Origin of the sequence: Oceanisphaera sp. (assembly GCF_048268965.1) — a bacterium.
Classification (GTDB): domain Bacteria; phylum Pseudomonadota; class Gammaproteobacteria; order Enterobacterales; family Aeromonadaceae; genus Oceanimonas.
The window spans coordinates 64,141-91,064 of the sequence record NZ_JBLWUK010000010.1 but is presented as its reverse complement, the minus strand read 5'-3'; the positions used below and the strand labels follow the sequence as shown (position 1 = coordinate 91,064).

General features: G+C 55.9%; 21 protein-coding genes. 12 read left to right on the top strand and 9 right to left on the bottom strand.

The window, feature by feature from the left end; translation table 11 throughout:
• Positions 1-259: 259 nt before the first annotated feature.
• Positions 260-949, bottom strand: a complete 690-nt coding sequence (locus ACN0VL_RS06995) for an MOSC domain-containing protein (RefSeq protein ID WP_417615850.1) — start codon at positions 947-949, stop codon at positions 260-262.
• Positions 950-1,149: 200 nt separating this feature from the next.
• Here ACN0VL_RS06995 and ACN0VL_RS06990 point away from each other — a divergent pair, with 200 nt between their 5' ends.
• The 3 genes from ACN0VL_RS06990 to ACN0VL_RS06980 all read left to right on the top strand — a co-directional run bounded on the left by ACN0VL_RS06990 (position 1,150) and on the right by ACN0VL_RS06980 (position 2,546).
• Positions 1,150-1,557, top strand: a complete 408-nt coding sequence (locus tag ACN0VL_RS06990; protein ID WP_417615848.1) for an META domain-containing protein — start codon at positions 1,150-1,152, stop codon at positions 1,555-1,557.
• A gap of 2 nt (positions 1,558-1,559) precedes the next feature.
• The gene (gene trxC, locus ACN0VL_RS06985; RefSeq protein WP_417615846.1) at positions 1,560-1,994 is read left to right on the top strand and encodes a thioredoxin TrxC; all 435 of its coding nucleotides are present in this window, start codon (positions 1,560-1,562) and stop codon (positions 1,992-1,994) included.
• 132 nt (positions 1,995-2,126) lie between these two features.
• The gene (locus tag ACN0VL_RS06980) at positions 2,127-2,546 is read left to right on the top strand and encodes a CoA-binding protein (protein ID WP_417615844.1); all 420 of its coding nucleotides are present in this window, start codon (positions 2,127-2,129) and stop codon (positions 2,544-2,546) included.
• Positions 2,547-2,596: 50 nt separating this feature from the next.
• Here ACN0VL_RS06980 and ACN0VL_RS06975 read toward each other — a convergent pair whose 3' ends face one another.
• Positions 2,597-3,472, bottom strand: coding sequence for a LysR substrate-binding domain-containing protein (locus tag ACN0VL_RS06975; protein WP_417615842.1), 876 nt, complete (start codon positions 3,470-3,472; stop codon positions 2,597-2,599).
• Positions 3,473-3,598: 126 nt separating this feature from the next.
• Here ACN0VL_RS06975 and phnW point away from each other — a divergent pair, with 126 nt between their 5' ends.
• Together phnW and ACN0VL_RS06965 are read left to right on the top strand one after the other, a co-directional pair.
• On the top strand, positions 3,599-4,744 hold the full coding sequence (phnW, locus tag ACN0VL_RS06970; protein ID WP_417615840.1) for a 2-aminoethylphosphonate--pyruvate transaminase: 1,146 nt from the start codon (positions 3,599-3,601) through the stop codon (positions 4,742-4,744).
• Positions 4,745-5,111: 367 nt separating this feature from the next.
• A complete protein-coding gene (locus ACN0VL_RS06965) occupies positions 5,112-6,449 on the top strand; it encodes an MFS transporter (protein WP_417615838.1) in 1,338 nt (445 codons plus the stop codon).
• Positions 6,450-7,518: 1,069 nt separating this feature from the next.
• On the opposite strand, the gene ACN0VL_RS06960 is transcribed toward ACN0VL_RS06965, so the two are convergent.
• Positions 7,519-8,925 carry an FAD-dependent oxidoreductase gene (locus ACN0VL_RS06960; RefSeq protein ID WP_417615836.1) on the bottom strand — a complete coding sequence of 469 codons (1,407 nt, stop codon included), beginning with the start codon at positions 8,923-8,925 and terminating at the stop codon, positions 7,519-7,521.
• A gap of 496 nt (positions 8,926-9,421) precedes the next feature.
• On the opposite strand from ACN0VL_RS06960, the gene phnA reads away from it, so the two are divergent.
• Both phnA and phnY read left to right on the top strand, forming a co-directional pair.
• Positions 9,422-10,684: a phosphonoacetate hydrolase gene (phnA, locus tag ACN0VL_RS06955; RefSeq protein ID WP_417615834.1), complete on the top strand. Its 1,263-nt coding sequence runs from the start codon at positions 9,422-9,424 to the stop codon at positions 10,682-10,684.
• 92 nt (positions 10,685-10,776) lie between these two features.
• Positions 10,777-12,210 (top strand): phosphonoacetaldehyde dehydrogenase, encoded by a 1,434-nt coding sequence (gene phnY / locus ACN0VL_RS06950; RefSeq protein ID WP_417615832.1) that lies wholly within the window; start codon positions 10,777-10,779, stop codon positions 12,208-12,210.
• A gap of 80 nt (positions 12,211-12,290) precedes the next feature.
• On the opposite strand, the gene ACN0VL_RS06945 is transcribed toward phnY, so the two are convergent.
• From ACN0VL_RS06945 to ACN0VL_RS06935, 3 genes are all read right to left on the bottom strand, one after another.
• Complete coding sequence (locus tag ACN0VL_RS06945; protein WP_417615830.1) at positions 12,291-12,761, bottom strand: copper chaperone PCu(A)C; 471 nt, start codon at positions 12,759-12,761, stop codon at positions 12,291-12,293.
• Positions 12,762-12,912: 151 nt separating this feature from the next.
• Positions 12,913-14,886, bottom strand: a complete 1,974-nt coding sequence (locus ACN0VL_RS06940) for a Na+/H+ antiporter NhaC family protein (RefSeq protein ID WP_417615828.1) — start codon at positions 14,884-14,886, stop codon at positions 12,913-12,915.
• 39 nt (positions 14,887-14,925) lie between these two features.
• Positions 14,926-16,311 (bottom strand): glutamine synthetase family protein, encoded by a 1,386-nt coding sequence (locus tag ACN0VL_RS06935; RefSeq protein ID WP_417615826.1) that lies wholly within the window; start codon positions 16,309-16,311, stop codon positions 14,926-14,928.
• Positions 16,312-16,590: 279 nt separating this feature from the next.
• Between ACN0VL_RS06935 and ACN0VL_RS06930 the strand changes: the two genes are divergently transcribed.
• From ACN0VL_RS06930 to ACN0VL_RS06920, 3 genes are read left to right on the top strand one after another with little or no spacing between them, the layout of a single operon-like run.
• Positions 16,591-17,352 (top strand): gamma-glutamyl-gamma-aminobutyrate hydrolase family protein, encoded by a 762-nt coding sequence (locus ACN0VL_RS06930; protein ID WP_417615825.1) that lies wholly within the window; start codon positions 16,591-16,593, stop codon positions 17,350-17,352.
• A gap of 27 nt (positions 17,353-17,379) precedes the next feature.
• On the top strand, positions 17,380-18,741 hold the full coding sequence (locus tag ACN0VL_RS06925) for an aspartate aminotransferase family protein (RefSeq protein WP_417615823.1): 1,362 nt from the start codon (positions 17,380-17,382) through the stop codon (positions 18,739-18,741).
• 10 nt (positions 18,742-18,751) lie between these two features.
• Complete coding sequence (locus ACN0VL_RS06920; protein WP_417615821.1) at positions 18,752-20,251, top strand: aldehyde dehydrogenase; 1,500 nt, start codon at positions 18,752-18,754, stop codon at positions 20,249-20,251.
• 65 nt (positions 20,252-20,316) lie between these two features.
• Here ACN0VL_RS06920 and ACN0VL_RS06915 read toward each other — a convergent pair whose 3' ends face one another.
• The 3 genes from ACN0VL_RS06915 to ACN0VL_RS06905 all read right to left on the bottom strand — a co-directional run bounded on the left by ACN0VL_RS06915 (position 20,317) and on the right by ACN0VL_RS06905 (position 23,295).
• On the bottom strand, positions 20,317-20,901 hold the full coding sequence (locus ACN0VL_RS06915; RefSeq protein WP_417615820.1) for a cupin domain-containing protein: 585 nt from the start codon (positions 20,899-20,901) through the stop codon (positions 20,317-20,319).
• 141 nt (positions 20,902-21,042) lie between these two features.
• Positions 21,043-22,872 (bottom strand): EAL domain-containing protein, encoded by a 1,830-nt coding sequence (locus ACN0VL_RS06910; protein ID WP_417615818.1) that lies wholly within the window; start codon positions 22,870-22,872, stop codon positions 21,043-21,045.
• A gap of 177 nt (positions 22,873-23,049) precedes the next feature.
• Positions 23,050-23,295, bottom strand: a complete 246-nt coding sequence (locus tag ACN0VL_RS06905) for a DUF2960 domain-containing protein (RefSeq protein ID WP_417615816.1) — start codon at positions 23,293-23,295, stop codon at positions 23,050-23,052.
• Between the two features lie 118 nt (positions 23,296-23,413).
• On the opposite strand from ACN0VL_RS06905, the gene ACN0VL_RS06900 reads away from it, so the two are divergent.
• Together ACN0VL_RS06900 and ACN0VL_RS06895 are read left to right on the top strand one after the other, a co-directional pair.
• Positions 23,414-25,360: a sensor histidine kinase gene (locus ACN0VL_RS06900; RefSeq protein WP_417615814.1), complete on the top strand. Its 1,947-nt coding sequence runs from the start codon at positions 23,414-23,416 to the stop codon at positions 25,358-25,360.
• Positions 25,357-26,724 carry a sigma-54-dependent transcriptional regulator gene (locus ACN0VL_RS06895; RefSeq protein ID WP_417615812.1) on the top strand — a complete coding sequence of 456 codons (1,368 nt, stop codon included), beginning with the start codon at positions 25,357-25,359 and terminating at the stop codon, positions 26,722-26,724. The genes ACN0VL_RS06900 and ACN0VL_RS06895 overlap by 4 nt, the downstream gene beginning before the upstream one ends.
• Positions 26,725-26,924 lie beyond the last annotated feature (200 nt).

Genomic DNA, 26,924 nt, shown 5'->3' with positions numbered 1-26,924 from the left:
TGTCGGTGGAGGAGGCCCTTTATCCGACCTTTATAGAGCAAGAAAATAGATCTGCTATTTAATCTGTTTGGTATAAACATGGCTCACTGGGTATTGAAAACAAAAAAAAACGCATCAAATGATGCGCTTTTTTTGTTTCAGGCCGGTAAGCAGCTCGGCATAACAGGTGGAGGGACTCTTTCGTTCTCTCTGTAAATTTTTCCGTGTTCTTCCGTGTATTCCGTGGCAAAAAAGCCTTTGATTCCTTTCAAGCTCCGCCCTATTCGGGCCCCAATAGACGCGGCCCCCAACCGGAAACCTGACCGGCCGCCAGATAATCCGCCGCTTTTTGCCGCCAGCCGGGTGACAAGCCGGCTAATGCGGCCAGTTCTTGCAGGCCGTCCCGATCGAAGGCCCGGTTGAATACAATATCTGCGGCCCGTTTAACAGACATCTGCGGGTGTGGTCGCTCTTGCAGGGTTAACCTGGCTTCTGGCCCCACCGCTCCCGTTTCCAGCACCCGTAATAACCAGCCAGTGCGGCCATTGGCTTGCACCAGTACCGAGAAGAAGTCGTAGCCAAAACGGGCGTTGAGCTTGTAACAAGGCGAACGAGGCTGACTGATTTGGATCACCGCCTCATCCAGCCGGTAAATATCACCGATGCAGGCATCCTGCTCCTGCAGGCCGACACCGGAAATATTTTCGCCAAAGGCGCCGGGGCCCAATAGCGGTAATGTCCCCTCTTGCCCCATGCCCTGAAACCAGCTGTGCCAAAAGGCATAATGCTCACGGGGATAATAATGCAAAGCCCGCTCCGGCCCGCCATGAAACGGCCGAGACACCTGAGCGTCTTCACTGAGCCCGGTCAGCCCACAAAATTGCCGCTTGGCAATGGGCCGCTTGTCGATGGCACTGCAGATTTTCTCATTCAACATGGCGGCTTTACCCGCCAGTATGCTCACTTGCATGATGACCTCATGATAACAACCGGCATTGATTATTCACCACATTAAGCCCGGATCGCCCACACTACAACCAGGGTTGCACGCGCCACCTTGAAAAAACAGTGCCAACTGTTCACTATTCTTAATACTCAGCGCAGAGAGCATCGCCTGAAGACGCGAGCATTCATGACTGCGTCAACCATAACAACAATCTAGGAGCCGTTATGAAAACAGCCATAGTAACTGCCAGCGCCCTGCTGATGACTGCGTGCAGTGGTGGCCTCAAGGTGAGCGAGTCTGACTTGCAGCATCATCACTGGAACCTGGTCGCCATTAATGGCACCACCATCTCCACCGACATCAAGTCGGATCTGGAAATTGCCGAGCATTTTTCCGTCAATGGCCTGGCCGGCTGCAACCGCTTCTTTGGTAGCGCCACCTTAACGCAAAACCGCCTCAAGGCCGATCCGCTGGCCAGCACCAAAATGGCCTGTTCTCCCGCCGAGCAAGAGGTAGAAAACGCCGTGCTGCACACTCTGGGTAACGGCGCCACCGTGAATAACAATGGCCAGCGACTCGAGCTGGTGGGCGAGCAGTATACGCTGACTTACGCCCTGGCCGACTGGATGTGATCATGAGTGAACATATGTTGATTTGTCCGGCCTGCGCCGCCAAAAACCGTGTACCGAGCTCCCGCCTGCAACAGGCGCCGCTCTGCGGTAAGTGCAAGGTGGAGCTGCTGCCCGCCGAACCGTTAACCATGGACGGTCCCAGGCTGGATCGGTTATTGGCCAACGAAACCCTGCCGCTGGTAGTGGACTTTTGGGCGCCCTGGTGCGGCCCTTGCCTGCAGATGGCCCCGGTTTTCAATGCCGCTGCCGGTGAAATGAAGGGCCAGCTGCGCCTGGCCAAGCTGGATACCGAAGCACATCAAGCGGCGGCGGCTCGATTTGGCATCCGCTCTATTCCTACCTTGATCGCCTTTGTACAGGGTAAGGAAGTTGCCCGTCAGTCAGGCGCGCTGTCGGCCGGGCAATTACGTCAGTGGTTGCAGGCTCTCAACCGGTAAAAAATGACCTACTTGGAGCCAATCGTTAACCAGAGGTCGCGCCTGATCTCAACAAGGCAAGAAACTGCGTATATGATGATGGATTATCGGGTCGGCAAACTGGTATAAGGGGGTTTTATTCCTGTGGAATGCATGATGGATACACTCGAACAACAGCGCTTAACACGCATCCTCAATCAGACACACAGCATCGCCCTGGTGGGAGCCTCCAACCGGCCGGAGCGAGCCAGCTATCAGGTGATGGAATACCTGCTGCAACAGGGGTATCAGGTTCACCCGATCAACCCGCAACTGGCCGGCGCCATCATCCTCGGCCAGACCTGTGTCGCCGAGCTGGACGAGCTGGATCAGCCGGTGCAGCTGATCAACGTGTTCCGCCGCGGCGAGTATGCCGCCGATATCGCGATCGAAGCCATCGCCCATGAAGCCCACTGCCTGTGGCTGCAGGAGGGAGTGCAGAATGCGGCGGCGGCCGAATCCGCCGCCGAGGCCGAGCTGGAATACGTCGAGGACCTCTGCATCAAGAAGGTACACCGGCAACTGCTGGGCTAAATCAGCAGAGTGAGTGTTTCACGGTCCATGAGCGGCAGAGTAATGTGCGGCTAGTTCCCCTCCATTACCTGCTGTTCCAGCAGATCAAAGAACGCTCGGACCGCCGGCATCGGATACGACTCTTTCAGGCAGACGAAGTACTCGGTTACATTCAGTACTGCATCCTTGATATTTAAAGAGTGAAGCCGGCTGTCGTTACCTATCTCACTGGCTACGACCACCCCTATGCCAAAGCCCGCAGCAACTGCCTCCCTGACTCCTTCACGACTGCCAATCTCGAGTTGGGTACCTGGACGAATGTCGTGGCGGCGCATGGCCTGTTCAAAGATGGATCGGGTCTTGGAGCCTTGTTCCCTCTGGATCAAGCGTTGACCATTAAGTTCACTGAAGTGAATACTACTTCGACGCCCCCATTCATGCCCCTTATCTACCAGTATCACAATGTGATCCTTGCGGTAGGGCAAGGCATGCAAACGACTGTCGTCGATATATTCAGGCATCACACCAATATCAGCATTCATTTCAAACAAATCATTCAATACCCGCTGACTATTACCGAACTGTACCGTCAGTGAAATATCAGGATAAAGTCGATAGAAGTCTCCCAACAAGGGCACCACCAGATAAGGGCTGTCAGCCACCACGCTTACCTTGCCGCTGGCGAGTCCCTGTGCGCGGGTCAACAACAGCTCCGCTTCAGCTTCTAGATAAGACTGCCGCCGTGTGATTTCCAGCAAGGCCCGGCCCAGCCCGGTTAGTATGACACCCCGCCCATGACGCTTGAATAGTTTGACCCCGTAGCGCCCTTCGAGGGATTTGACATGATCCGACAACGTCGGCTGGGTGACATGCATGGATTCCGCCGCCTTGGTGTAACTTCCCTGACTGGCTACGGCATGGAAGGCCCTGAGTTGTGCATAATTCATTGGTTTACCCTATATCAAGAATGCAAACTATCGATTTGTTAGATAGATGTAAAGCTATTACAAATAGTGGTGCCAAGCAAACACTGATTATCAACTTTAATCTGTACCTAGCCATGAGGTGACACCATGAATCCAATCATACTTCCCGACAGCCCTTACCTCCTGCTGACTCCAGGCCCTTTGACCACCACTGCCAGCGTCAAGAACAAGATGATGGCCGACGCCTGTACCTGGGATGACGACTATAACAATGTGGTCCAACAGATACGCGCTCGTTTGGTTGAGTTGGCTACCAGCCAACCCGGCTATACTTCGGTTCTGATGCAAGGTAGCGGTACCGCCAGCGTAGAGTCGGTCATCGGCTCTGTCATCCCCGAGCATGGTAAACTCCTGATCGTCGCCAATGGAGTCTATGGTCAGCGCATTGCACAAATCGCAGATTATTTACGCATTCCCTATCACCTGCTTGATGCAGGAGAAACTGCAGGCCCCGATTTACATGCGCTAGAGCAGCTACTGGCTACCGATACTGTCATCACCCATGTGGCCGTAGTGCACTGTGAAACCACCACTGGCATGCTTAACCCCATCAAAAGCATCGGGAAACTGGCCAAAGACGCTGGCAAGATATTCATCGTCGACGCCATGAGCAGTTTTGGCGGTATCGAAATGGATATGGATCAATTGCAAATCGACTTTTTGATCAGCAGCGCCAACAAGTGTATTCAGGGGGTACCTGGCTTCGGCTTCATCATTGCCAAGCGCCATTGTATGGAAGAAATAAAAGGCCGTGCACGTTCATTGAGCCTCGACCTTTATGATCAATGGAAATGCATGGAAGACAACAATGGTAAGTGGCGCTTTACCTCTCCTACCCATGTAGTGCGCGCCTTCGCCCAGGCATTGAATGAGCTGGATTGCGAAGGCGGTATTGCTGCTCGAGCAGAACGCTACCGCAGCAATCATCAGATATTGGTTAACGGTATGCGCCGGTTAGGTTTTCAAACCTTGCTCAAGGGCAGCCAGATGTCCCCCATCATTACCTCCTTTTATAGCCCGGAACATCCCGAATATGATTTCAAGCGCTTTTACGATTTGCTTAAAAAGCAGGGCTTTGTCATCTATCCAGGAAAAGTCTCTAATGCCGATTGCTTCCGCATCGGCAACATCGGAAACATCCACCCTGCCGATATCGAAAGGTTGCTCAGGGCCATTGGACAGAGTTGTTACTGGGTAAACGACCAGGCGGTCATTGCCGCCGCCAATGGCTGATGCCCACATGGGAGCTTCCTTCCACCAAAAGATAACAAAACGTTGAAGGCGAAGATATTTGGCTTCGAACAGGCCTTTGATAAGCGGCCGCCAAACTGCAGGACAAGTAAGGCGGCTGTATCAATCGGGCTTCAACGAGCCACGCCTTTATTCCGCATCCAGAGGAGAAATAAAGCCATACTTTTCAATTATTTATACAAGAAAACATTTCTAGCTCAACAATATTCATTTGTAAATCCAATGGGTTACTATAAAAACATAGAACAAGTCTATGTATTTCATCCCAACAAACGATTTGTTGCCAAGCTCTAGATAACGGATGTTGTAGCAACCTGTTAACACGGAAGTAACCTATAGAGGTATGCACATGAGCAACTTATTTTCTATTCGCAATCCCAAGTTCGAACGCTGGCGTTGGCAAATCTTTGCGATCACCTGGCTGGCTTACGCTTCCTTTTACTTTACGCGCAAGGCCTTTTCGGTCGCCAAAATCGGCATCGAAGAAGACGCCACCTTCGATCTGACTAAAGAAATGATGGCCAATATCGATGCGTCATATCTCATCGCCTATGCCATTGGACAGTTTATGTGGGGCATGCTCGCTGATCGCTTCGGTACTCGAGCAGTACTGCTTGGCGGACTGGTAGCCTCCGTCGTCGCAGCCGTCGCCATGGGGCTGTTCCACGGCGCCGCAATCTTCCTCATCTTCGTCTTCATTCAAGGACTGGCTCAATCGACTGGTTGGTCATCCTTGTGTAAAAACGTCGGCAATTTCTTTTCCCGTACCGAACGTGGCCGTGTCATGGGCCTCTGGTGCACCAACTATGCTTTCGGTGGCCTGGTGGCTTCACCTTTCGCCGGCTGGGTTGCCTATGACATCTTCAATGACTGGAGAATGGCCTTCTTCGCCAGTGCTGCCGTAGTCGTTGTGGTTGTGGCACTGGTGTTTATCTTCCAACGCAACAAGCCCGAAGATATCGGCCTGTCGTCGATAGAAGAATATCATCAGGAACCCATCGACGAACTCGAAGTAGAGGGTGATAAAAGAGCCAATGGCTGGGTCGAAATAAAAGCGGTGCTATCCAATAAGGTAGTGTTGCTACTGGGGCTCATTTATTTCCTGCTCAAACCAGCCCGCTATGCGATTCTGCTCTGGGGACCTTATATCGTCTACCAGGAAATGGATGTATCTAAAGCCCAGGCGGCGACTATCCCCGCTGCGTTCGAGTTTGCCGGCCTCTTCGGGCCCGTTATTCTCGGCTTTATGTCCGACAAGCTCTTCCGCTCCCGACGCATGCCGGTATGCGCTATCAGCCTGATATTGCTGACCGCTGCCTTAGCTGCATTTATGCCGATGATCAATACTGGCAATATTTACCTGGTGGTCGGTATGTTGTTCCTTATTGGTATCACGCTATACGGACCCGACTCCATGGTCTGTGGCTCGGCCGCAATCGACTTTGGTACCAAGAAGGGTGCAGGCACAGCCACCGGCTTCGTCAATGGCTGTGGTTCCGTCGGCGCTGTAATGGGTGGGCTGCTGCCTGGCTACTTCGCCAACGAGAGCATCTTTATCGGTTTTGCGGTCTGTAGTTTCGTCGGTGGCATGCTTCTGCTCCCCCTCTGGAATCTGCTACCCAAAAGCAGCGAACAGAAGGAAGGTGCCGCTGTGGTTCCGAAGCCACTCCAACCGACCCCTTACTAACCTATTACCTTTTTGTTCAGCCAGAGCGCCTACCGGCGCTCTGGCTCATTTCAGGTCCAAATAATTTTCGAGACTCCCCCGTTATACTGTCACACCAGCTCCATTAAACAATCGACCCTGTTCAAGTGTCATACCAGCCCCGAACAAAAAACTCCATATGCCAGAAAGAGGCAGCAGGGACATCTTTCACGACCGTGAAATGCGTGTCGTGGGAAGTGACTATGCTGTCTCTGAAGCGCAGGCTGACTGCTCTGCGCTTCTCTTGCAAAAACACTGGCCCCCCCGTCCCCGCCTACACGAGGATGAGGTTCCTTCGCGAGGGTGACGAGAACGAAAAGCGAGCCCCGGTCTCCGCATCAGCTATGAGGTATTGCCCTGTCTCTTAGTAACAACTATTTGTTGATATTTTTTGAAATTAGTGTGGCTTGTCAGGCAGAGGGCACTACTCCTCCGACACGCCGTGGGTTAAGCCATCTTTGCTGGGTAACGGCTGTGAATATTCACTGGATATTCAGTCCATTACCCAGCAAAGATACACGGCAGCAAGCTGCCCCATAAAGGCTCAAACCGCGCCATCCCTGGCGCGGATGGTCGGTTGAGCAGACACCCTCTGCCTTCCCATTGACACCGGTACCGTCGGTCAGTGGTGCTCACCGAAGACTCGGGGCCTAAAAAAGGCGACTGGGATAGCCTCAGCCGACCATCACATGACAGGACGTCATGTGTTGAGCGTGCAGGGGGCGAGCTTGCCTCGCCGTGACGAACCGTTTCAACCTGACCGAACATCCGGTGAATGTTCGCAGCGGTTGAAAAGGTGAGTGTCATTTATCCGCAGCGTGTCGGAGGAGGGTACCCGGTCGCCTCTGGGCATTAATTCAAAAGTGACGTTGTTAGGTGGTGTATTAGAGGGGGAAATGTAGGGCGGCTTCATTGCGTTCTTATGTTCTTGGCGACCAGCACCCGAACACAATTGAAGCCTTTTTTATAGCAGTTTCATAAGCTTACCGCTTGATATCCTGTCTGTGAACAGCAACGAGAGTTCCAGGAATGAGCGCTTTCTTTACTAAAGCTAGCCTTTCTTACCCGCCGCATTGGCCAGCTTTGCTAGCTGCTTATCTATCCACAAAGGCTTTTTTCCATCGTCCTCCGCGTTTTCTTTACGGCGTACTGCATTTCTGACGGTCATTGCACCCAACCAACGAATGGGTTCAGGTGGAAAACTACCTAGTGGACCTTTGGCTAGACCGCTACGAGTCCACTCGTTATCAAGCCCTAGCACCAAAGATGAAAGAATCTGACCGCCCATATAAGTTTGTCCGACACCATTGCCTGAGTACCCAAGGCCGTAAAATATATTGGACTGATTATTGAGTCGCCCAAAGAACGGAAGTCCTGTGGCTGATCGGTCTGATGGCCCGGTCCAGGTTCTTTCAATCGGGCTACCTTTCAAGGATGGGAAAAAGCTGTGTAAGGCCCCCTGCAGTTGCTCCTCATGCTGACTAGGCTGATCAAAAGCAGGGAGCATTTTATTATTAAAAGCAAAAGTGTTTCCTCCCTTGCCTATCATTAATCTTCCTTCAGGGGTTGTGCGATAATAGTGGACGAATATCCGTGAATCAACTATCGCCTTGCCATCTGTCAAACCTATATTTTTAAGTAATTCCGGCATTGGTTTAGTTATCAACATGTCGGATGAAACCAGGACAATGCTCTTATTAAACTGAGGATACTTCTTCGGCATCCAGGCATTAATAGCCAAAACTACTTTGTTTGCTGTCACTGTTCCTAATGGAGTTTTAATGATAGCTGGTTCGCCTTCATCGAGCCGATCCATTGGTGTATTTTCGTAAATACATACTCCCATAGATTCGGCGACACGCTTTAGCCCCCTCACCAGGAGTCCCGGTTGCAAGCTACCAGCAGCAGGTGAGAAGTGACCTTCAATGTGACGTTGAGAGCCGGCTCCCTCCTGTACCTTTTCCGTAGGCCAGCGCTGCCAGCTATTGATATCATGACGTTCAAGTTGCTCGATAACAGCATCCATACCGCCTTGCTGCGCCGTGTTGGTCGCAGTATAAAGGGTACCGTCTAGACGAACCTGTGCATCTATGTCGTGTTTGAGACAAAAGTCACGTATCTTGTATAGCGCTTCTTCTGACGCACTAACCAGACGGCACGCTTCTTTTTCGCCATAGTATTTTTTTAATGACGGATATTTAGTGGACCATGTCAACATGCACCCGCCATTACGGCCAGATGCACCGCTTCCGCAAAGTCCCTTTTCTATAATGGCAATATTTAATTCAGGTTGCTTTTCTTTTAACTGAATAGCAGTCCAGAGGCCTGTAAAGCCGCCCCCAATAATGCAGACATCGGTTTCAACATCCCCCTGAAGTGGCTTACTAACAATACTTTCTTCCCGCTTCAATGCTTCTGAAAACCAAAATGGCTGATAGTCGATTGGGTCGATATTCATAAATCTCTCTTTATGCGCCGTAAGGCGAAAGGTGGTGAAGATCTACTTAATAAATATTACCTTACTATTAAGTGTAAGAATGAACTTATAAAAGTAATGCACTCTTTAATTTGAAGTTAACCCCTCCACTTAAATAGTTCAAATCGATATTACTTATTACTTACATAGGTTTTACCGATATCTATTGGATATTCCTTGTGACGTATGCTTGACGACTCCGGTGATTCAATGTGTATGCACTATTATCATTTCTCCGGTAGCTCGGTTGCAGACCCGAGGGCAGACTTTTCCGGTGCGCTCCACACCCCCACCATAACGCCTAACCACTATCGCTGCTTCCCAATACTCCCCCTGATGCCAGCCCTCCACCCTTGATATAGGTTTTACCTATATCAAGAATAAAAAGTAACGATTAGTCCTATATTAAACGGTTCTTTAGATTGGTAGCTGAGTTTCATCCCCTGCTGATACAGCAATCACTCACGGAGAAAGCAACATGAATAACAAGATGATTGATATCAATGGTCGCAGTTACCCCTTACCTGCCAAGGCCCCTGTTGTAGTGGTCTGTATCGACGGATCAGAGCCCGCTTACGAAGGCTGCGACAATGGTGGTTATATCGAACGTGCCGTAGAAGCAGGCTGCGCCCCCTTCTTCGAATCCATGATGAAAACTGGAACCTACCGTACCGCCGACTCCGTCGTGCCAAGCTTTACCAACCCCAACAACATTTCCATCGTCACCGGCGTGCCGCCCAAAGTGCATGGCATCTGCGGCAACTTCTTCCTTGATACCGACCTGGATAAGGAAGTGATGATGAACGATCCCAAATACATGCGTGCCCCGACACTTTTTTCCGCCTTGCAGAAAGAAGGTGTCAAAGTGACCGTCATCACTGCCAAAGACAAGCTCCGCCGACTGCTCGGTAACGGGCTTGATTTCGGTCAAGGGGATGCCATCGCCTTCTCCGCCGAGAAAGCAGACGAACTCAGCCTGGAGGAGAATGGGATTAGCAACATTCTCGACCGCGTTGGCCTGCCAGTGCCCTCTGTCTACTCGGCCGATTTATCGGAATTTGTGTTCGCCGCAGGGGTAGAACTGATGCGACACGAACGCCCTGATGTCATGTACCTCTCCACCACCGACTACATTCAACACAAACACGCCCCGGGCACGCCTGAAGCCAATGCTTTCTATGCCATGATGGACCGCTATCTGGCTCAATTACACGAGCTTGGTGCCGTTATCGGCGTCACCGCCGACCACGGCATGAAAGCCAAGCACAGCGCCACCGGACAGCCTGAAGTCCTTTACCTGCAAAGCGAACTCGATACCCTGCTCGGCAACGGAAAGAGCCGGGTGATACTGCCGATCACCGACCCTTATGTTGTGCATCATGGCGCACTCGGCGGCTTCGCCACCGTCTATCTGAGTGATCAGGAAGACGCCGAGCGCGTGACTCATGCCCTGCTGGAATATAGTGGCATTGAAAAAATCTATAGCCGGGATCAAGCCGCTCACGAACTAGAGTTGCCTGCCGACCGTATTGGCGACCTGGTCGTTGTTTCCCGAGGTGGCTGGGCACTGGGCAGCAGCCCGGATCAACACGACCTGTCCGGTCTTGATGTACCGCTACGCTCACACGGCGGCTTGTCGGAGCAACGCGTCCCCTTTTTACTCAACCGCCGTATCGATTGGCAAAATGATCGACTACGCAACTTTGATATCTATTTCGCCGCCCTGAACGCGGAAGCTTAAACGAGAACGCCAGACTGGTACGCGGTCGGCGTCAATGCCGCCGCTACCGTTGAACATATTGCGCCGCTCTGGGCGGCTGAGGAATGGATAGTATGACCACCATCAATGTTCGTCACGAAACCATGCGTATCGCAGGACATCGCGTCGATAACGAGCGCCGAATAGAAGTCCGTTATCCTTTTACCAATGAATTGATCGGCAGCGTTCCCAAGGCCACTCTGGAAGATGTGCGCGGAGCTTTCAAGACCGCCGCTGAATACACCCCGACGCTAACCCGTTATGAGCGCCATCGTATTCTCCAACGCATCGCCGAGCTGCTTTTACAAAACAAAGAGACCATCTCCGATCTGATCACTATGGAGGCGGGTCTCTGCAAGAAAGACTCATTGTATGAAGTGACCCGAGCCTATGACGTGTTCATGCTCTCCGGCCTACTCTGCCTGCAGGACGATGCAGAGGTGTTCTCTTGTGACATTACTCCCAACGGCCAAAACCGAAAGATTTACACTACCCGCTCGCCATTGCGAGCCATTGCCGCCATCACCCCCTTCAATCACCCCCTGAACCAGGTAGCCCACAAGATAGCGCCGTCGATAGCCACCAATAACTGCATGGTGCTGAAACCCTCGGAAAAAACACCTCTGACCGCACTACTACTGGCAGATCTGCTCTATGAAGCAGGCTTACCGCCGGAAATGTTTTCGGTCATCACGGGGGACCCGGCAGAAATCTGTGATGAAATGCTGACCTCCGAGTATTCAGACATGATTACTTTTACTGGCGGTGTGAGCATCGGCAAATACATCGCAGGTAAAGCCGCGTATAAGCGCCAGTTGCTGGAGCTGGGCGGCAACGACCCGTTAATCGTGATGGAAGATGCTGATTTGGATCGTGCTTCGACACTGGCGGTCAATGGTGCGACCAAAAACTCCGGTCAGCGCTGCACCGCCGTAAAACGTATTCTGGTGGTGGAGTCAGTCGCCGATCGCTTTGTAGAATTAGTGACCGAAAAGGCGAAAAAAATCCGTTATGGTGACCCTATGTCCCCCGACACCGATATGGGTACCGTTATCGATGAGGAAGCAGCCATGCTGTTCGAACATCGAGTCGGCAACGCTCTGGAAGTTGGCGCAGAGCTAAAGCATGGCCATCATCGCAATGGTGCGCTATACAGCCCGACGGTGTTAGATCGGGTACCACCGGAAGCAGAAGTGGTGTTACAGGAAACGTTCGGCCCCGTAATACCGATCATTCGCTGTCCTGACGACATTGAAGAAGTGATTCGAATCTCCAACGCCACCGCCTACGGCTTATCATCCGGGGTCTGTACTGACAATCTCAAGTACATCACTCGTTTTATCGAGGGGCTGGAGGTTGGCACAGTTAACGTATGGGAAGTACCGGGCTATCGTATCGAGATGTCACCCTTTGGCGGAATCAAGGATTCAGGACTCGGCTATAAAGAAGGCGTACTTGAAGCGATGAAGCACTACACCAACCTGAAAACCTACTCCCTGCCCTGGTAAGCATCGCAAGGTGGGCCGGAGAGCACCGGCCCACATTTATCACTCTGTTTTGGGCGGCATATCACCGCCCTTTTTTCATATCAATGCTGATGGTGACCTTGCGGCTCTGTCGACTTGGCATCTACCGCGACTTCCACTTCTATGGTACCGGCCTGCTTGAAGTGCAGGGTCAGCGGGAAGCGTTCGCCGGCGGCCGGCACCTGTTTCAAGCCCATCAGCATAAGATGATGACCACCCGGTGCCAGGATCTGCTCGCCACCGGCGGGGATCACCAGCTCGTCCAGCTGGCGCATCTTCATCAGGTCGCCTTCCTTGATGTGGGTATGGATTTCCACTTTCTCCGCGACCGGGCTCTCGGCACCCAGCAGCACATCCTCAACCTCACCCTGGTTGGTCACCGTCAGGTAGGCCACTCCTGTAGTGGCCACCGGCGGCAACGGCCGGCTCCAGGGATGGGCGATATCCAGATCACCGCCATGGTAATCGTGGGTAGAAACCGCAGCGGAGCCCAGCAGCAGGGCCGTGGCCAGCAAGGTGCGTAATGGTGCCATTCTGTCATTCCTTTCAGATAATGAGATTCGATTCATTGTAAGTAAGCTGGCAGTTATTTCCATCCACTATTACGCCATCGGCAGCCACAAACAAAAAGGCCGGGGCATTCGCCCCGGCCTTAACTCTCTACAACTACGTTTATGTATCGGCTTAGCCGGCCACGTCTGTGCCAGAGGCCGCCGTCCGGGTGTCGGCTACGGCCAGTGTCTCATCCACCGAGGTGTCTTCCGCCCGTTTGCCCAGCACACGCAGGCCCAGCGCCATGGCCAGGGCACAGATGGCGATACCCAGCCACCAGGGCAGACCGTAGGCCACCGGGACTATGCCGAACAGGGTGGCGATCACGCCCACGAACAGCGCATAGGGCAACTGGGTCCGCACATGCTCGACCAGACCACAGCCAGAGGCCATGGCGGCCAGCAGCGTGGTTTCCGCCAGCGGCGAACAATGGTCACCCCAGACGGCACCGGCCAGCACCGCCGCCACAGATGCATAGAAGAGGTGCATAAACTCGGGGTCACCAGCCAGACCGTGATGCAACAGCACTGCCCAGGCCAGCGGCACCACCAGTGGCATCATGATACCCATAACGCCCCAGGACGAACCGGTAGCGAAGGCGGTAAAGGCCGACAGCAGAAACACGCTCACCGGGATCAGCTCTGGTGCCAGGCTGTTGCCCAGCACGCTCACCAGATAATCGCTGGTATGCAGCGACTCGTTCACCGACGACAACGCCCAGGCCATCATCAGTATGGTGATCGGCAGCAGCATGGACTTCACGCCTTCAAACCAGTAATGGGCGGCTTCGTCCATACTCAGCAGTCGCTGCGCCTGAGTCATGATCAACGCCACCAGGGTGCTGAGCAGCGAGCCCCACATCATGGCGGTAAAAGAGTCACCATTGCCGAACACGTCACGCAGGCTGTACTCGGCGGGGTGGCCCAGCTCTTCCATACCGGTATACCAAATACCACCCAGGGTGGTGAGCACCAGTACCGTCATCGGAATGATGGCGTTCAACGCCCGGTGCGGTATGCCCGGCTTGGCATCGATGCTGGCCTCTTCGGCGATGGCTTCCCGGTCGGTGAGGGCATCATCCGCGTCTGCCTGCCGGCGTACCGCGCGTTGTTCTGCCTTCAGCATGGGGCCGAAGTCGCGGCCGCTGAGGCTGATCATGAACACAAACAGCAAGGCCAGGATCGGATAGAAGCTGTAACTGATGGTCGCCAGAAAGACCCCGTAGGCCGAGCCCTCAAAACCGTCAATCTGACCCAGCGCCTCGTCGATCAACCCCACCTGAAAACCTATCCAGGTGGTCACCAGCAAGATGGCCGACACGGGGGCGGCGGTGGAGTCGACAATATAAGCCAGTTTTTCCCGGGAGATGCGCAGCTTGTCGGTAATGTTGCGCATGGTATTACCGACGATCAGCGCATTGGCGTAGTCGTCGAAGAAGATGGCGGTGCCCAACAGCCCTGTGGTGGTCTGGGCGCTGCGTCGACCGCGCACGAAGCGGGTAATATGGTTGGCAATACCCACGGTACCGCCGTTGCGGGAGATAATACCCACCATGCCGCCGATCAGCAGACAGAACAGCACGATCGACATGTGTTCGGAGTCGCTGGCGGCGCTCAGTACGTGCACGTTGACCGAGTCCAGCACACTGACCAGCGCCTTGTCACCGGCCAGACCATAGCTGAGCCAGCCTCCGGCACAGATGGCGATGAACAGCGCCAGTATGACCTGTCGAAACACCAGGGCCAGCACGATGGCCAGCAATGCCGGCACCACCGACAGCCAGGCGGTAATGGTCGGGCTGCCAGCCTCGGCCAGCACGGTGCCGGCACCGTCGACCAGGATGAGCTCGGCGTTATCGGTACTGCTCAACAGTCCCTCTACCATGGCTTCGCCGTCGGTAAAGGTCAGCGCATGGCGCTGCCCTTCGTGCTCCAGCCACAATGGCTGCTCGGGCTCGCCGTTCAGGGTCACGCTGAAGGGAATTCCCTGCAGCACCAGACCGGGCATGTCGATGGTCGGGGCCTCGGCCCGGCTGATCGCCGGGGCCAGCAATAACAGCAAGGCAAGCCAAACCCCGCCCAAACCAAACCAGTGTCGTGTTTTCATCTTGTTCCCTTCCATGGTAATTAAAGGTGTACCCAGTCATCAGACCGAACGCAGATACCAGTCGAATTCCTGTGGGCTGACATTGCGCATAAACAGCAAGCGTTCGCCATGGCGGTTGGCATGATATACCCGGCAAAACTCCCGCCCCAGATATTCCGGCAACAGCTCGTTGCGCTGCCACTGTTCCAGTGCCTGGATCCAGCTGGATGGCAGGCTGGGCGGGTGAGAGGCATAACCGTTGCCCACCACCGGCTCGGGCGGGGTCAGCTGCTGGGTGATGCCGTAATGGATACCGGCCAGTATGCTGGCCATCAACAGATAGGGGTTGGCATCGGCACCGGCAACGCGGTGTTCCAGCCGCCGGGCTTCGTCACTGCCACCGGGAATACGTACCGCCACGGTGCGGTTGTCGGCGCCCCAGGTCTGGCTCATGGGCACATAGAAACCGGGCTGAAAACGACGATAGCTGTTGGCGTTGGGCGCAAACACCACCATCGACTCCGGCATCAGCGCCAGAGTACCGGCGATGGCGTTTTTCAGTACTCGGCTGCCCAATGGGTCGTCCGACTCGCCCTTGAATACATTGTTGCCCTGCTCATCCAGCAGGCTGACATGAATATGGGTACCGCTGCCCGCCTCCTGGTTGTAGGGCTTGGCCATAAAGGTCGCATCCATCTGGTGACGAGCCGCCACCCCCTTGATCAGCCGCTTGAGCAGCACCGCCTCGTCACAGGCCTGCATGGCATTGCTTCTGTGCTTGAGGTTGATTTCAAACTGCCCTGGCGCGCACTCGGCGATGGCGGTATCCACCGGCAGACGCTGGGTCTGGGCCGCCTCGTGAATGGCTTCGATGAAGTCGCAATGATCATCCAGATCCGACAGGGAGTAGACCTGACACTGAGTATCCCGCTTGCCGGTGACCGGTGATACCGGTGGTTGCAGCTGCTGCAGCTCGTCCCGTTCCCGATCGACCACGTAGAACTCGGTTTCCACCGCCACTACCGGCGTCAGCTTCAATTCGGCAAACCGGTCCAGCACCCGCTGCAAGACATGGCGCGGATCATAGATAAAGGGATCGCGGTTGTTCTCGTACATGCTCATCAGCACCTGGGCGCAGGGTCTGTCCTGCCAGGGGGTGCGACTCAGGGTGCCGGGTACCGGAAAACACAAGCGATCGCCTTCGCCCTGATCCAGTCCCAATCCGGTTTCTTCTATGGTGTTGCCGTTGATGTCCAGCGCAAACAGCGAGGCCGGCAGGCAGATCCCATCCTCATAGGCCTTGAGCAGACTGTCTCGCGGAATGCGTTTACCGCGGATCACGCCGTTGATATCACCAATCATCAGATCGATGGAGTTGATATCCGGGTTCTGTTCCAGAAATTCCCGAGCTTCCTTCAGTCCTGCTTCCATCTCCACTTCATCCATCTCGACCTCCTTGTTGGCCCTGGCAATTCACTGTTATCTTTTAATAAACACAAAAAACATACATCGTTATAGAATAATCACCAACGCAACACAATCGCCAACCTTCATTAAGGTTAATTTAATGTTAAAAACAACGATCCTCGTCACATATACAGCAACATAACTCAACAATCACTGCTCGACCGCTTGGCTTAGCCGCCTTGTTTGTGCTCTTATTCTTTACAGAAAGCGTACCGAGATCGTTAAATATATAAACCAACCTATTTATCGGGTAGCCACATGGAAAGAGCAACGCACAAGCCCCTGATCGGGGTGACCGCCTGCCAGCGGCATATTGAAGGCCATGACTGCCACATGGTGGTCAACAAGTACGTCAATGCACTACGCCAGGCAGCAGGCGTCGAGGTGGTACTGCTGCCGGCCCTGGAGGAGGGGTTGGCGCCGGGCATTCTGGAACGGCTGGACGGCCTCTGCCTGACCGGTAGCTACAGCAACGTAGCGCCTCACCATTTTGAACAAGCCCCCTGGTCCGACGACTGTCGCTACGATGCCGACCGGGATGGCAGCGCCCTGTCGCTAATCAACCAGGCGCGCCAACTGAAGCTGCCGATGCTCGGCATCTGCCGCGGCCTGCAGGAAATGAACGTCGCCTATGGCGGCAGCCTGCGCCACAAGCTGCAGGAGCAGGTCGGCCTGCTCGACCACCGGGAACCGGCCCATGACTGGAAAGACAGCCACTATGAACCGGCCCACAACATCAGCCTTAACCCGGATGGCCTGCTGTATAGACTGACTCAAGCAGCCGAGTTCAAGGTCAACTCCCTGCATCAGCAAGGTATAGACCGACTGGGCGAAGGCCTGATCGCCGAAGCTCTGGCGCCGGACGGGCTTATCGAGGCCGTCAGCGATCCCGCTCACCCCTTCGCTCTCGGCGTGCAGTGGCATCCGGAGTGGCAGCCTGATCAGCATTCGCTGTACCAGGCTATTTTTACCGCCTTCGGCGCCGCCTGCGCCCAGCATCAATCAACCATCTGCGCCTGAATGGCGCCGGACGAAAAGGACATCATCATGCAACAGTACGACACTCAGGAATTACGTCAGCAAGACGGCCGCCATCACATCCACCCCTTCACCGACACCAAGGATCTGGACGGCAACAGCCGCATCATCACCCGGGCCGACGGTATCTATATTTATGATTCGGAAGGCAACAAAATCCTGGATGCCATGGCCGGCCTCTGGTGCGTCAACCTCGGCTACGGCCGTCAGGAACTGGTAGACGCTGCCACCGCCCAGATGACCGAGCTGCCCTACTACAACAACTTCTTCAAGACCGCCCACCCGCCGGCCATCAAGCTGGCCAAGAAGCTGACCGAACTGGCCCCCGAGCACATCAACCATGTGTTCTTCACCGGCTCCGGCTCCGAGTCCAACGACACTGTGGTACGCATGGTACGCCGCTACTGGCAACTGAAAGGTCAGCCGGAAAAGACCGTGATTATCGGTCGTCGCAACGGTTATCACGGCTCCACCGTGGCCGGCGCCAGCCTGGGCGGCATGGCGCCTATGCACGAACAGGGTGGCCCCATGCTGCCGGATATCGAGCATATCGCGCAGCCTTACTGGTTTGGCGAAGGTCGGGAAATGGATCCGCAGGAATTCGGTCTGCTGGCCGCCCGCTCGCTGGAGCAGAAGATCAAGGAAGTCGGTGTGGATCGGGTCGCGGCTTTCATTGCCGAGCCGGTACAGGGTGCCGGTGGCGTGATCATTCCGCCAGAAAGCTACTGGCCCGAGATCCAGCGCATCTGTGATCACTACGGCATACTGCTGATTGCCGACGAAGTAATTTGCGGCTTCGGCCGGGTCGGCCAGTGGTTCGGCAGCCAGCATTTCAACATCAAGCCCGATCTCATGCCCATCGCCAAGGGCCTGTCTTCCGGTTATCTGCCCATCGGCGGCGTGCTGGTCGGCGACCGGGTGGCCGATCTGCTGATCGAACAGGGCGGCGAGTTCTACCACGGCTTCACCTATTCCGGTCATCCCGCCTGCGCCGCCGTGGCCCTGCGCAACCTGGAGCTGCTGGAAGAAGAAGGCATTATCGAGCGGGTACATGATGTCACCGGCCCCTACTTCGCCAAACAGTGGGCCAGCCTGGCCAGCCATCCGCTGGTGGGCGAAGCCCGCAGCCTGGGGTTGCTCGGCGCCCTGGAACTGGTGGCCGACAAGGACACCATGGCCCGTTTCGAGACCGGTATCGGTGGCCAGTGCCGGGATAACTGCTTCAAGACCGGCATAGTGATGCGCTCGGTAGGCGAAACCATGGTGGTGTCACCGCCACTGGTGATCACCGAAGCCGAGATCGATGAGCTGGTTGCCCTGGCGCGCCAGAGTCTGGATCTCACCGCCCGCCAGCTGGGCATCATGGACTAAGGAGAAGCACATGAATCCATTATCGCTTGCCGACTGGCAGGCCCGGAGCGAACAGCTGCGGCCGGAAGGCCGCGCTTTTATCCAGGGCCAGTATTGCGATGCGGTCAAGGGCGACCGCTTCGCCACCCTCAACCCGGCCAACGGCCTGCCGCTGGCCGAAGTCGCCAGCTGTGACGAGCAGGATGCCCAGCTGGCGGTCGCCCATGCCCGCACCGCCTTTCGCCGTGGCGACTGGTCGGCACTGGCACCGGTGGCCCGTAAAAAAGTCATGCTCAGGCTGGCCGACCTGGTCGAACAACACGCCGAAGAGCTGGCCCTGCTCGAAACCCTGGATATGGGCAAGCCTATCGGCGACAGCCTGAATGTAGATCTGCCCTCCGCCATCAACTGCCTGCGCTGGAACGCGGAGGCCATCGACAAGGTGTACGGCGAAGTGGCCCCCACCGGCCTCGGCAGTCTGGGACTGATCACCCGCGAGCCCCTGGGGGTAGTGGCCGCCATAGTGCCGTGGAATTTTCCGCTGATGATGGCCTGCTGGAAAATCGCCCCGGCGCTGGCCGCCGGTAACGCGGTGATCCTCAAGCCTTCGGAAAAATCCCCGCTCAGCGCCATCCGGCTGGCGGCCCTGGCCCGGGAAGCCGGCATTCCCGACGGCATCTTTCAGGTGCTGCCGGGCTTTGGCCACACAGTGGGCAAGGCGCTGGCACTGCATCAAAACGTAGACGCCCTGGCCTTCACCGGCTCGACCCAGGTCGGCAAGCTCCTTACTCAGTACGCGGGCGAGTCCAACCTGAAGCGCACCTTCATGGAGTGCGGCGGCAAGAGCGCCAACATCGTCTTTGCCGATGCGGGAGATCTCGACAAGGTGGCGAGGGAAGCCGCCCAGGCCATCTTCTTTAATCAGGGCGAGGTGTGCATCGCCGGTTCTCGCCTGCTGGTGGAAAACAGCATTCGCGAGGAACTGGTCGAGCGCATTCTCACCTATGCACAAGACTGGCAGCCGGGCAATCCGCTGGATCCGGCAAGCGCCATGGGCGCCATCGTCGATGTCACCCAGCTCGACGGCATCCGCAGTCATGTGGCCAAGGGTGTAGAGCAAGGTGCCCGCCTGCGACTCGGCGGCGAACCCGTGCTGACCGACGGCGGCGGTTGCTACTTTCCGCCGACGGTGTTCGATCGGGTCGACAACCGTCAGGCGCTGGCCCGGGAAGAGATCTTCGGCCCTGTGCTGGCGGTCATCGGCTTCGACAGCGCCGAGGAAGCGATTGCCATCGCCAACGACTCACCCTACGGGCTGGCGGCGGCCGTCTGGACCCAGAACCTGGACAAGGCGCTGAACACGGCACGGCGACTGGAATCGGGACAGGTTTATGTCAACAACTACGCCGGAGGCGACATGACGGTGCCCTTCGGCGGAGTCAAGCAGTCCGGCAACGGCCGGGACAAGTCGCTGCACTCGCTGGCAGAATACAGCCAGACCAAGACCACCTGGATAGAACTGGGGAGCTGAACGCGACGTTCAACAATAGAGTGAAACAAATCGGGCTCCTTCATGGAGCCCGATTTTTTGTCTGTTCAGAAATGCTTGGCGGGGGTCGAGCAGCTGACTACCCGGCAGGGCCGGTCGCTGTTGTTGCGAAAGCGATGCGGCAGTGTGGTGGAAAAATAATAGCTGTCGCCTTCCTGCAGCAGCCGAACCTGGCCGCCGACAATCACCTCCACCTCGCCTTCGATCACCACACCGGCTTCTTCGCCCCGATAGGCCATCATGTCGTGGCCGGTATCGGCGCCGGGCGGATAGGTCTCGATAATGAAGGACATGGCGCGGTTCTTGCGGTTATAGCCCACCAGTTTCAGGGACAGGTCATCCGATCCCACGTCCTGCAGCTCGTCGGCGCTATAGAAGGTCTGATCGGTATTCTGCAAGTCCAGGGTGAAGAACTCCCCCACCGTCATGGGGATGCCATCGAGGATTTTCTTCAATGAACTGACCGAAGGGCTGACCTTGCCCTGTTCGATCAGCGATAAACTGGAATGGGTCACCCCGGTGCGCTTGGCCAGTTCCCGCTGGGAAATATTACGCAAGGTGCGTACCGCCTTCAGCCGGACGCCCACATCATTGGACATATCATCACTACCTTGTTGTTCAACTGTCGTCATTTGGTCACGCCAATAAAAGAGAGGGGGCTTTGTGCGCTTTGTATTCTACAGCAAGGTCAAAAAATCCGTAAATGAATAACCTCCGCTGGCTACAACAGATAACTCTGCCATGACATGCCAGTCATCGGCAGTCGCTCCACCTTATGCTGTGGTCAGCACATGAAAGAAGTCATCGATGGACATGGGCTTGTGATATTTAAATCCCTGCAGATAATGACACCCCTGTTGTTGTAGCCAGGTCTCCTGGGCACTGTTTTCCACCCCTTCGGCCACCACGGACACCCCCAGCCCCCTGGCCATGCCTAATATCGACAAGGTAATGGCGCAGTCATCCGCATCTGTGGGCAAGTCCTGGATGAAAGAGCGATCGATTTTCAGCTTGGTAAAAGGCAGATTCTTGAGCCGCAACAGTGATGAATAGCCGGTACCAAAGTCGTCGATGGACAGCTTGATCCCCATGCGGACCAGTTGATCCAGCGTGTGCCGCAAGCTACCGGTTTCATCTTTAATGGCATCTTCAATGACCTCCAGCTCCAGCTGTGATCCCTGTACCCGGTATTGGTCGAGCAGAGCTGCTACTTTATCGGCCAGCAAGGGATCCATAATGGCATCCGCCGACAGATTGACGGCCACCGGCGGCATGGAGAGTCCTCGCCGCTGAGCCGATGCAATATCCCGGCACGCTCGCTCCAGCACCCACAGATCAAGCTCCGCAATCAACCCTACTTCGTAGGCCAGCGGCAGGAATTCGGCGGGGGATAAAAAGCCCTGGCTGTGATGCTGCCAGCGAACCAGGGCTTCGCAACTCACCACGGTGCGGGCATCGACCGACATGATGGGTTGATACTCCAGGCTCAGGGCATCACTGGCAATGGCCTCTATTAGCTGATTCTCCATCAAGAAATGAGCCTTGTCCGAGGCGGATAGATCCTGGTTGAAATACTGGGCCTGCCGACGGCCACACTTTTTGGCGTGATGCATGGCCGACTCGCTGCAGCTGATCAAGGTCACCAGATCATCGGCATCATCAGGAAAAGTCGCCACGCCTACGCTGGTGCTGACGGCCAGCTTCTGCACCCCAATGTTAACCGGCTGATTAACCGCCTCCATGATGCTGGTCACGGCATCGTCGATGCTGCCCTTTCCTGGAGGAAGACGATACAACATGGCAAATTCGTCCCCACCCACTCGTGCCACCATGTCCTTGCCAGGCAAGGCCACCCTGCGTAAGCGCGCCGCCACTGTGCTTACCACGGCGTCGCCGACCTGACCTCCCATGCCGTTATTGATGGCATTAAGGCGGTCGATATCAAACCAGAGCAGGGCAAAAGGCGACGGGGGCTGCTGACTCATCAGCTGCTGAATACGGTGCTGTAGCGAGCGCTGATTCAGCAGCCCGGTAAAATCATCATGGTGGGTAATGTAATCCAGCTCTTTACGGCTGTCCTGCCAGGCTTCATGGGTATTAATCATGCTGATGGTATCGGCGAAGGAGGTGGTACAGGCTATATCCGTCAGGCTCCAGCGTCGTTGCTCGCGGTTTTCCAGACACAGCACACCACATAACCGATTGCCATCATAAACGGGGGCATCCAGCATCGCCGCCACGGACTGCTGTTGCGATAAACTACAGAGACCGAAGGAACGCGTTCGGGGATCGCTTTCCACATCATGGGTGGCGATGATTTCGGCGGCCTCCAAGGCCGAGAAATAGTTCGAGTGCTGCGCCCGGTTCAGGGTATAAGGCTCGTAAACATGGCCCAGCCCCATGGTGTAGCATTGCTCTCGACTCAGGCGGGTGCCGCACGAACTCAAGCTCCAGACACTGATAGCGTCGACCTGCAACAACTTGCAGCACAGAGCCAGCAGCGCTTCCCGCTTTTCGTGCTTGCTCAAATCGATAAACCCAGCGCTATACAGCAGCTGCATGAGCGTCTTGTGATGACCGAAAAAAACCTGAGTGTGTTCCACAGATAGTCCATTCACTGTTGGTTGCCAGACAATAGTAGCAAAATCACAGGGTTCCAGACATGCCGATTACTGTCAGAGCTGAACATTCAACCTGCCGTAATCTTTTGATAATATTGCATTTACTAGGTTCCTCAATAAGCTGACCACCGGCTCTGGCGATGAGGGCGGTGTGCTCGCTTATTCTTCGCGGATGATGGTTACCCCGCTGAACCCCAGCTTGCGAAAGTACTCTTCGCGAAAGTCTTTCATGGTTTTGCGATCATTACGGCTCACATTGGCCAGCTGGTTTTCCATTCGGTGAAACTCGGCCAGATCCACCCCTTCAGCGGCGGCAACCGCGTCATACACACTATGATGTTTGTCGTTGGCATAACCGATTTCTCTTGCTTGCTTGCGATACTGATAACGAATGCGAAAAGCCATGATGATATTCCTGCGTAAAACACCATTGTCGCCGCAATTGCTACATTGACTCAAGCTTTCCCTGCGCAGACCGATTCCCATCCGCCCCTCGACAGCGCATAATCGGGGCATGAAACGAATGGACTCTGTTCTGGCTGGCTCGACGATTCGCGAACGCAACCCTCTCCTGCTGCTGCTGTTATTACTGGGCATGGCTCTGCTCGCCTTCATGCTATACAGCTCGGCACGTATGCAAACCATGGCGCAAATCCGCGAGCAGGCCGATGCCAACCTCAGCCGTTATATCGTCAGCCTGCAGTATCAGCTCGACCGACACCGGGACTTGCCCCGCCTGCTGGCCAGCCAGCAGCAGCTCATCCAGCTGCTCGATGCTCCCCGGGATGCAGATCGAGTCGACACCGCAAACCGTTATCTGGCCTGGGTCAACGCGACCATGGGCGCCACCGACAGCTATGTCATCGGTACCGATGGCATTACCCTGGCCGCCAGCAACTGGGATCAGCCCCGCCCCTTTATCGGCAACGACTACAGTTTTCGTCCCTATTTTCAGCAGGCGATGGAAGGCGGAGCTGGCCGCTATTTCGCCCTGGGCAACACCTCCCGGGTACGCGGCTATTTCTTCTCCTACCCGGTGTTACAGGACGGGCAGATTATCGGGGTGGCCGTGGTCAAGGTCGACCTGGAAGATATAGAAGCAGACTGGAGCGATCCCTTGCTGGATATTCTGGTGATGGATGAAGACGGTGTGATCTTCATTTCCACCCGGGCTGACTGGCGATTTCGCACGCTTGGTTACCTGCCGGAAGCCGGCAGCCAGGCTCTCCGGCAATCCTACGGCAATCATGAATCGCAATCGCCACTGAACCCTATAAAGCGGCCGGAAGCCCGCCGGCTTACCGATAAGGATATCGTCCGAATCAGCGCCAGCCGCCGTTACGGGCAAGCACCGCTGCTGCCGTTGGAGATCCGGCGCTGGGAACGCACCGCGCAGGGTGATCGCCTGCTGATCCTGGACGAGCCCCCGGCGGCCACGTCCCATCGGCATGCCGGACAGGCCGGCCATTACCTGCTGCAAAGCCGGTTACTGCCCGAAGCCGGCATGCGGGTTGCGGTACTGGCCAGCCTGAAACCGATGCAAAGCAACCTCTTCAAGACACTGGGAGTGGGCCTGGCCTTCTACCTCATTCTGGCCGCCATGGTGCTGTTTTTCAGCGCCCGTCACCGAATGAAACAGCGCCATCAGATTGAGCTGCAACAGGCCCACGAAGCCCTGGAACTGCGTGTCAGACAGCGCACCCGGGAACTGACCGACAGCAACCAGCGCCTGCAACTGGAAATGGAACAACATCATCAAACCCAGAACCAGTTGATTCAGACCGCCAAGCTGGCCGTACTCGGCCAATTGTCCGCCGGCATCAACCATGAACTCAGCCAGCCGCTGACCGCCATCCGCCATTTTGCCGACAACGGCCGCAAGCTGCTCAGCCGCGGCAAGACAGAGACGGCCGCCACCAATCTGCAGGAAATTGCCGGACTCGCCGAGCGCATGGCTGCCATACTGCAGCCACTCAGGGAGTTCGCTCGTCAGCATCAGGAACCCGGCCAGGGCGTCAATCTTCAGCACCTGCGCCAGGGCGTCATGGTCATCATGAGTGGCCAGCTGGAACGGCAGCAGGCCAGTATCCTCTGGCCCGAAGGGCTGGAGCAACACTGGGTGACCGGCGACATAGGCCGAATCGAGCAGGTGCTGGTCAACCTGATCAGCAACGCCCTGCAGGCCATGGCCGAGCAGCCGTCCCCCCGGGTCGAGATCCGCCTGCACAGTACCCCTCAATGGGTTCAGCTGAGCGTGCGCGATCAGGGACCCGGACTGAGCCCCGATACCTTGTCCCATGTCTTCGAACCTTTCTATACGACCAAGTCGGCCGGCATGGGGCTGGGGCTGTCCATTTCCCAGCGTATTGTCCATAGCCTGAATGGCAGGCTGGAAGCCGACAATCATCCGGAGGGGGGCGCCCTGTTCACCCTGACTCTGCCATCACTTTCATCACGGGAATATTCATGAGCCATACTGTTAGCGTCATCCTGGTTGATGACGATCCCCATGTTCGTCTGTCAGCCGGGCAGACCCTGGAGCTGGAGGACTATCGGGTGCTCGCCCTGGCCGATGCCCGCCAGGCCCTGGCACAGCTCACGCCCGACTTCCCCGGCGTGGTCGTTACCGATATCAATATGCCGGACATGACCGGGCTGGAACTGCTGCAACAGATCAAACGGGTGGATCCGGACATTCCGGTGATCCTGATCACCGGCTTCGGTGATATCTCGATGGCGGTCGGCGCCATCCGCAACGGTGCCTACGACTTTATAGAAAAGCCCTTCTCCGCCGACTTGCTGCTCGACGTCGTCCACCGGGCGCTGGAAAAGCGCGCCCTGACCCTGGAAAACCGCGAGTTGCGCCAGGAACTGCAGGCCCAGAGTGCTCCCGGACCGCGCATCATCGGCTCTTCTCCCGCCATACTGCAACTGCGCCAGCTGGTGCGTACCGTGGCCGATACGCCGGCCGATGTGCTGCTAATGGGAGAAACCGGCACCGGCAAGGATCTGCTGGCACGCTATATCCACGAGCACAGCCCGCGCCGGGAGCGCAACTTCGTGGCCATCAACTGCGGCGGTGTGCCCGACACGCTGATTGAATCGGAATTATTCGGTCACGAAAAGGGGGCCTTCACCGACGCCAAGGAACGACGCATCGGCAAGTTCGAGCACGCCAATGGCGGCACCCTGTTTCTGGATGAAATTGAAAGCATGCCGATGAGCCTGCAGATCAAACTACTGCGAGTGCTGGAGGAAAGAGCCATAGAGCGGCTGGGATCCAACACCCTGATCCCGCTCGACCTGCGCATCATCGCCGCCACCAAAGCCGATCTGCGGGCCCTGGCCGAGACCGGGAAGTTTCGCGAAGACCTCTATTACCGGCTCGACGTGGTACGCATCGACATTCCTCCCCTGCGGGCCCGCTCTCCGGACATTCCGCTGCTGTTCCAGCATTTTAGCCTGCTCGCCTCCACCCTGTATGAGCGCGAGATTCCGCCCCTGTCTCCCGAGCGCATTCACCGCCTGATGAGCCACGACTGGCCCGGTAATGTGCGTGAACTGCGCAACCTGGCGGAGCGGTACGTATTGCTCGGCGAAGCCTGCACCTTCGACTTCGACGACAGACCCATCACCGAACTGGAGCCGGTGGCTCCGGGACTGGCTGCGCGAGTCGAATATTTCGAAAAAACGCTGATCCAGACCGAACTGGCCCGTCACGGCGGCTCCATCAAGCACACGCTGGACAGCCTTAAACTGCCGCGCAAGACGCTGTACGACAAAATGAAGAAATACGATCTGGATAAAAACGATTACAAGGATGGCACCGAATGACGCCTCCCCTGCTGTGCTCACGAGGATAACTCTCCTCTCAATGGGCCTTCTGGCTGACAAAGGCGCAGATTTGTAACATAACTCGACACATGGGTGGATTTCCCTCCATCCATGGAGGCGCTCGAGAGCAAAACGCCGACCTCACCGACCCAGGGCGCGCCCGGTGCCCCTTGACCTGCCCAATGGGCGGATATCCGCCA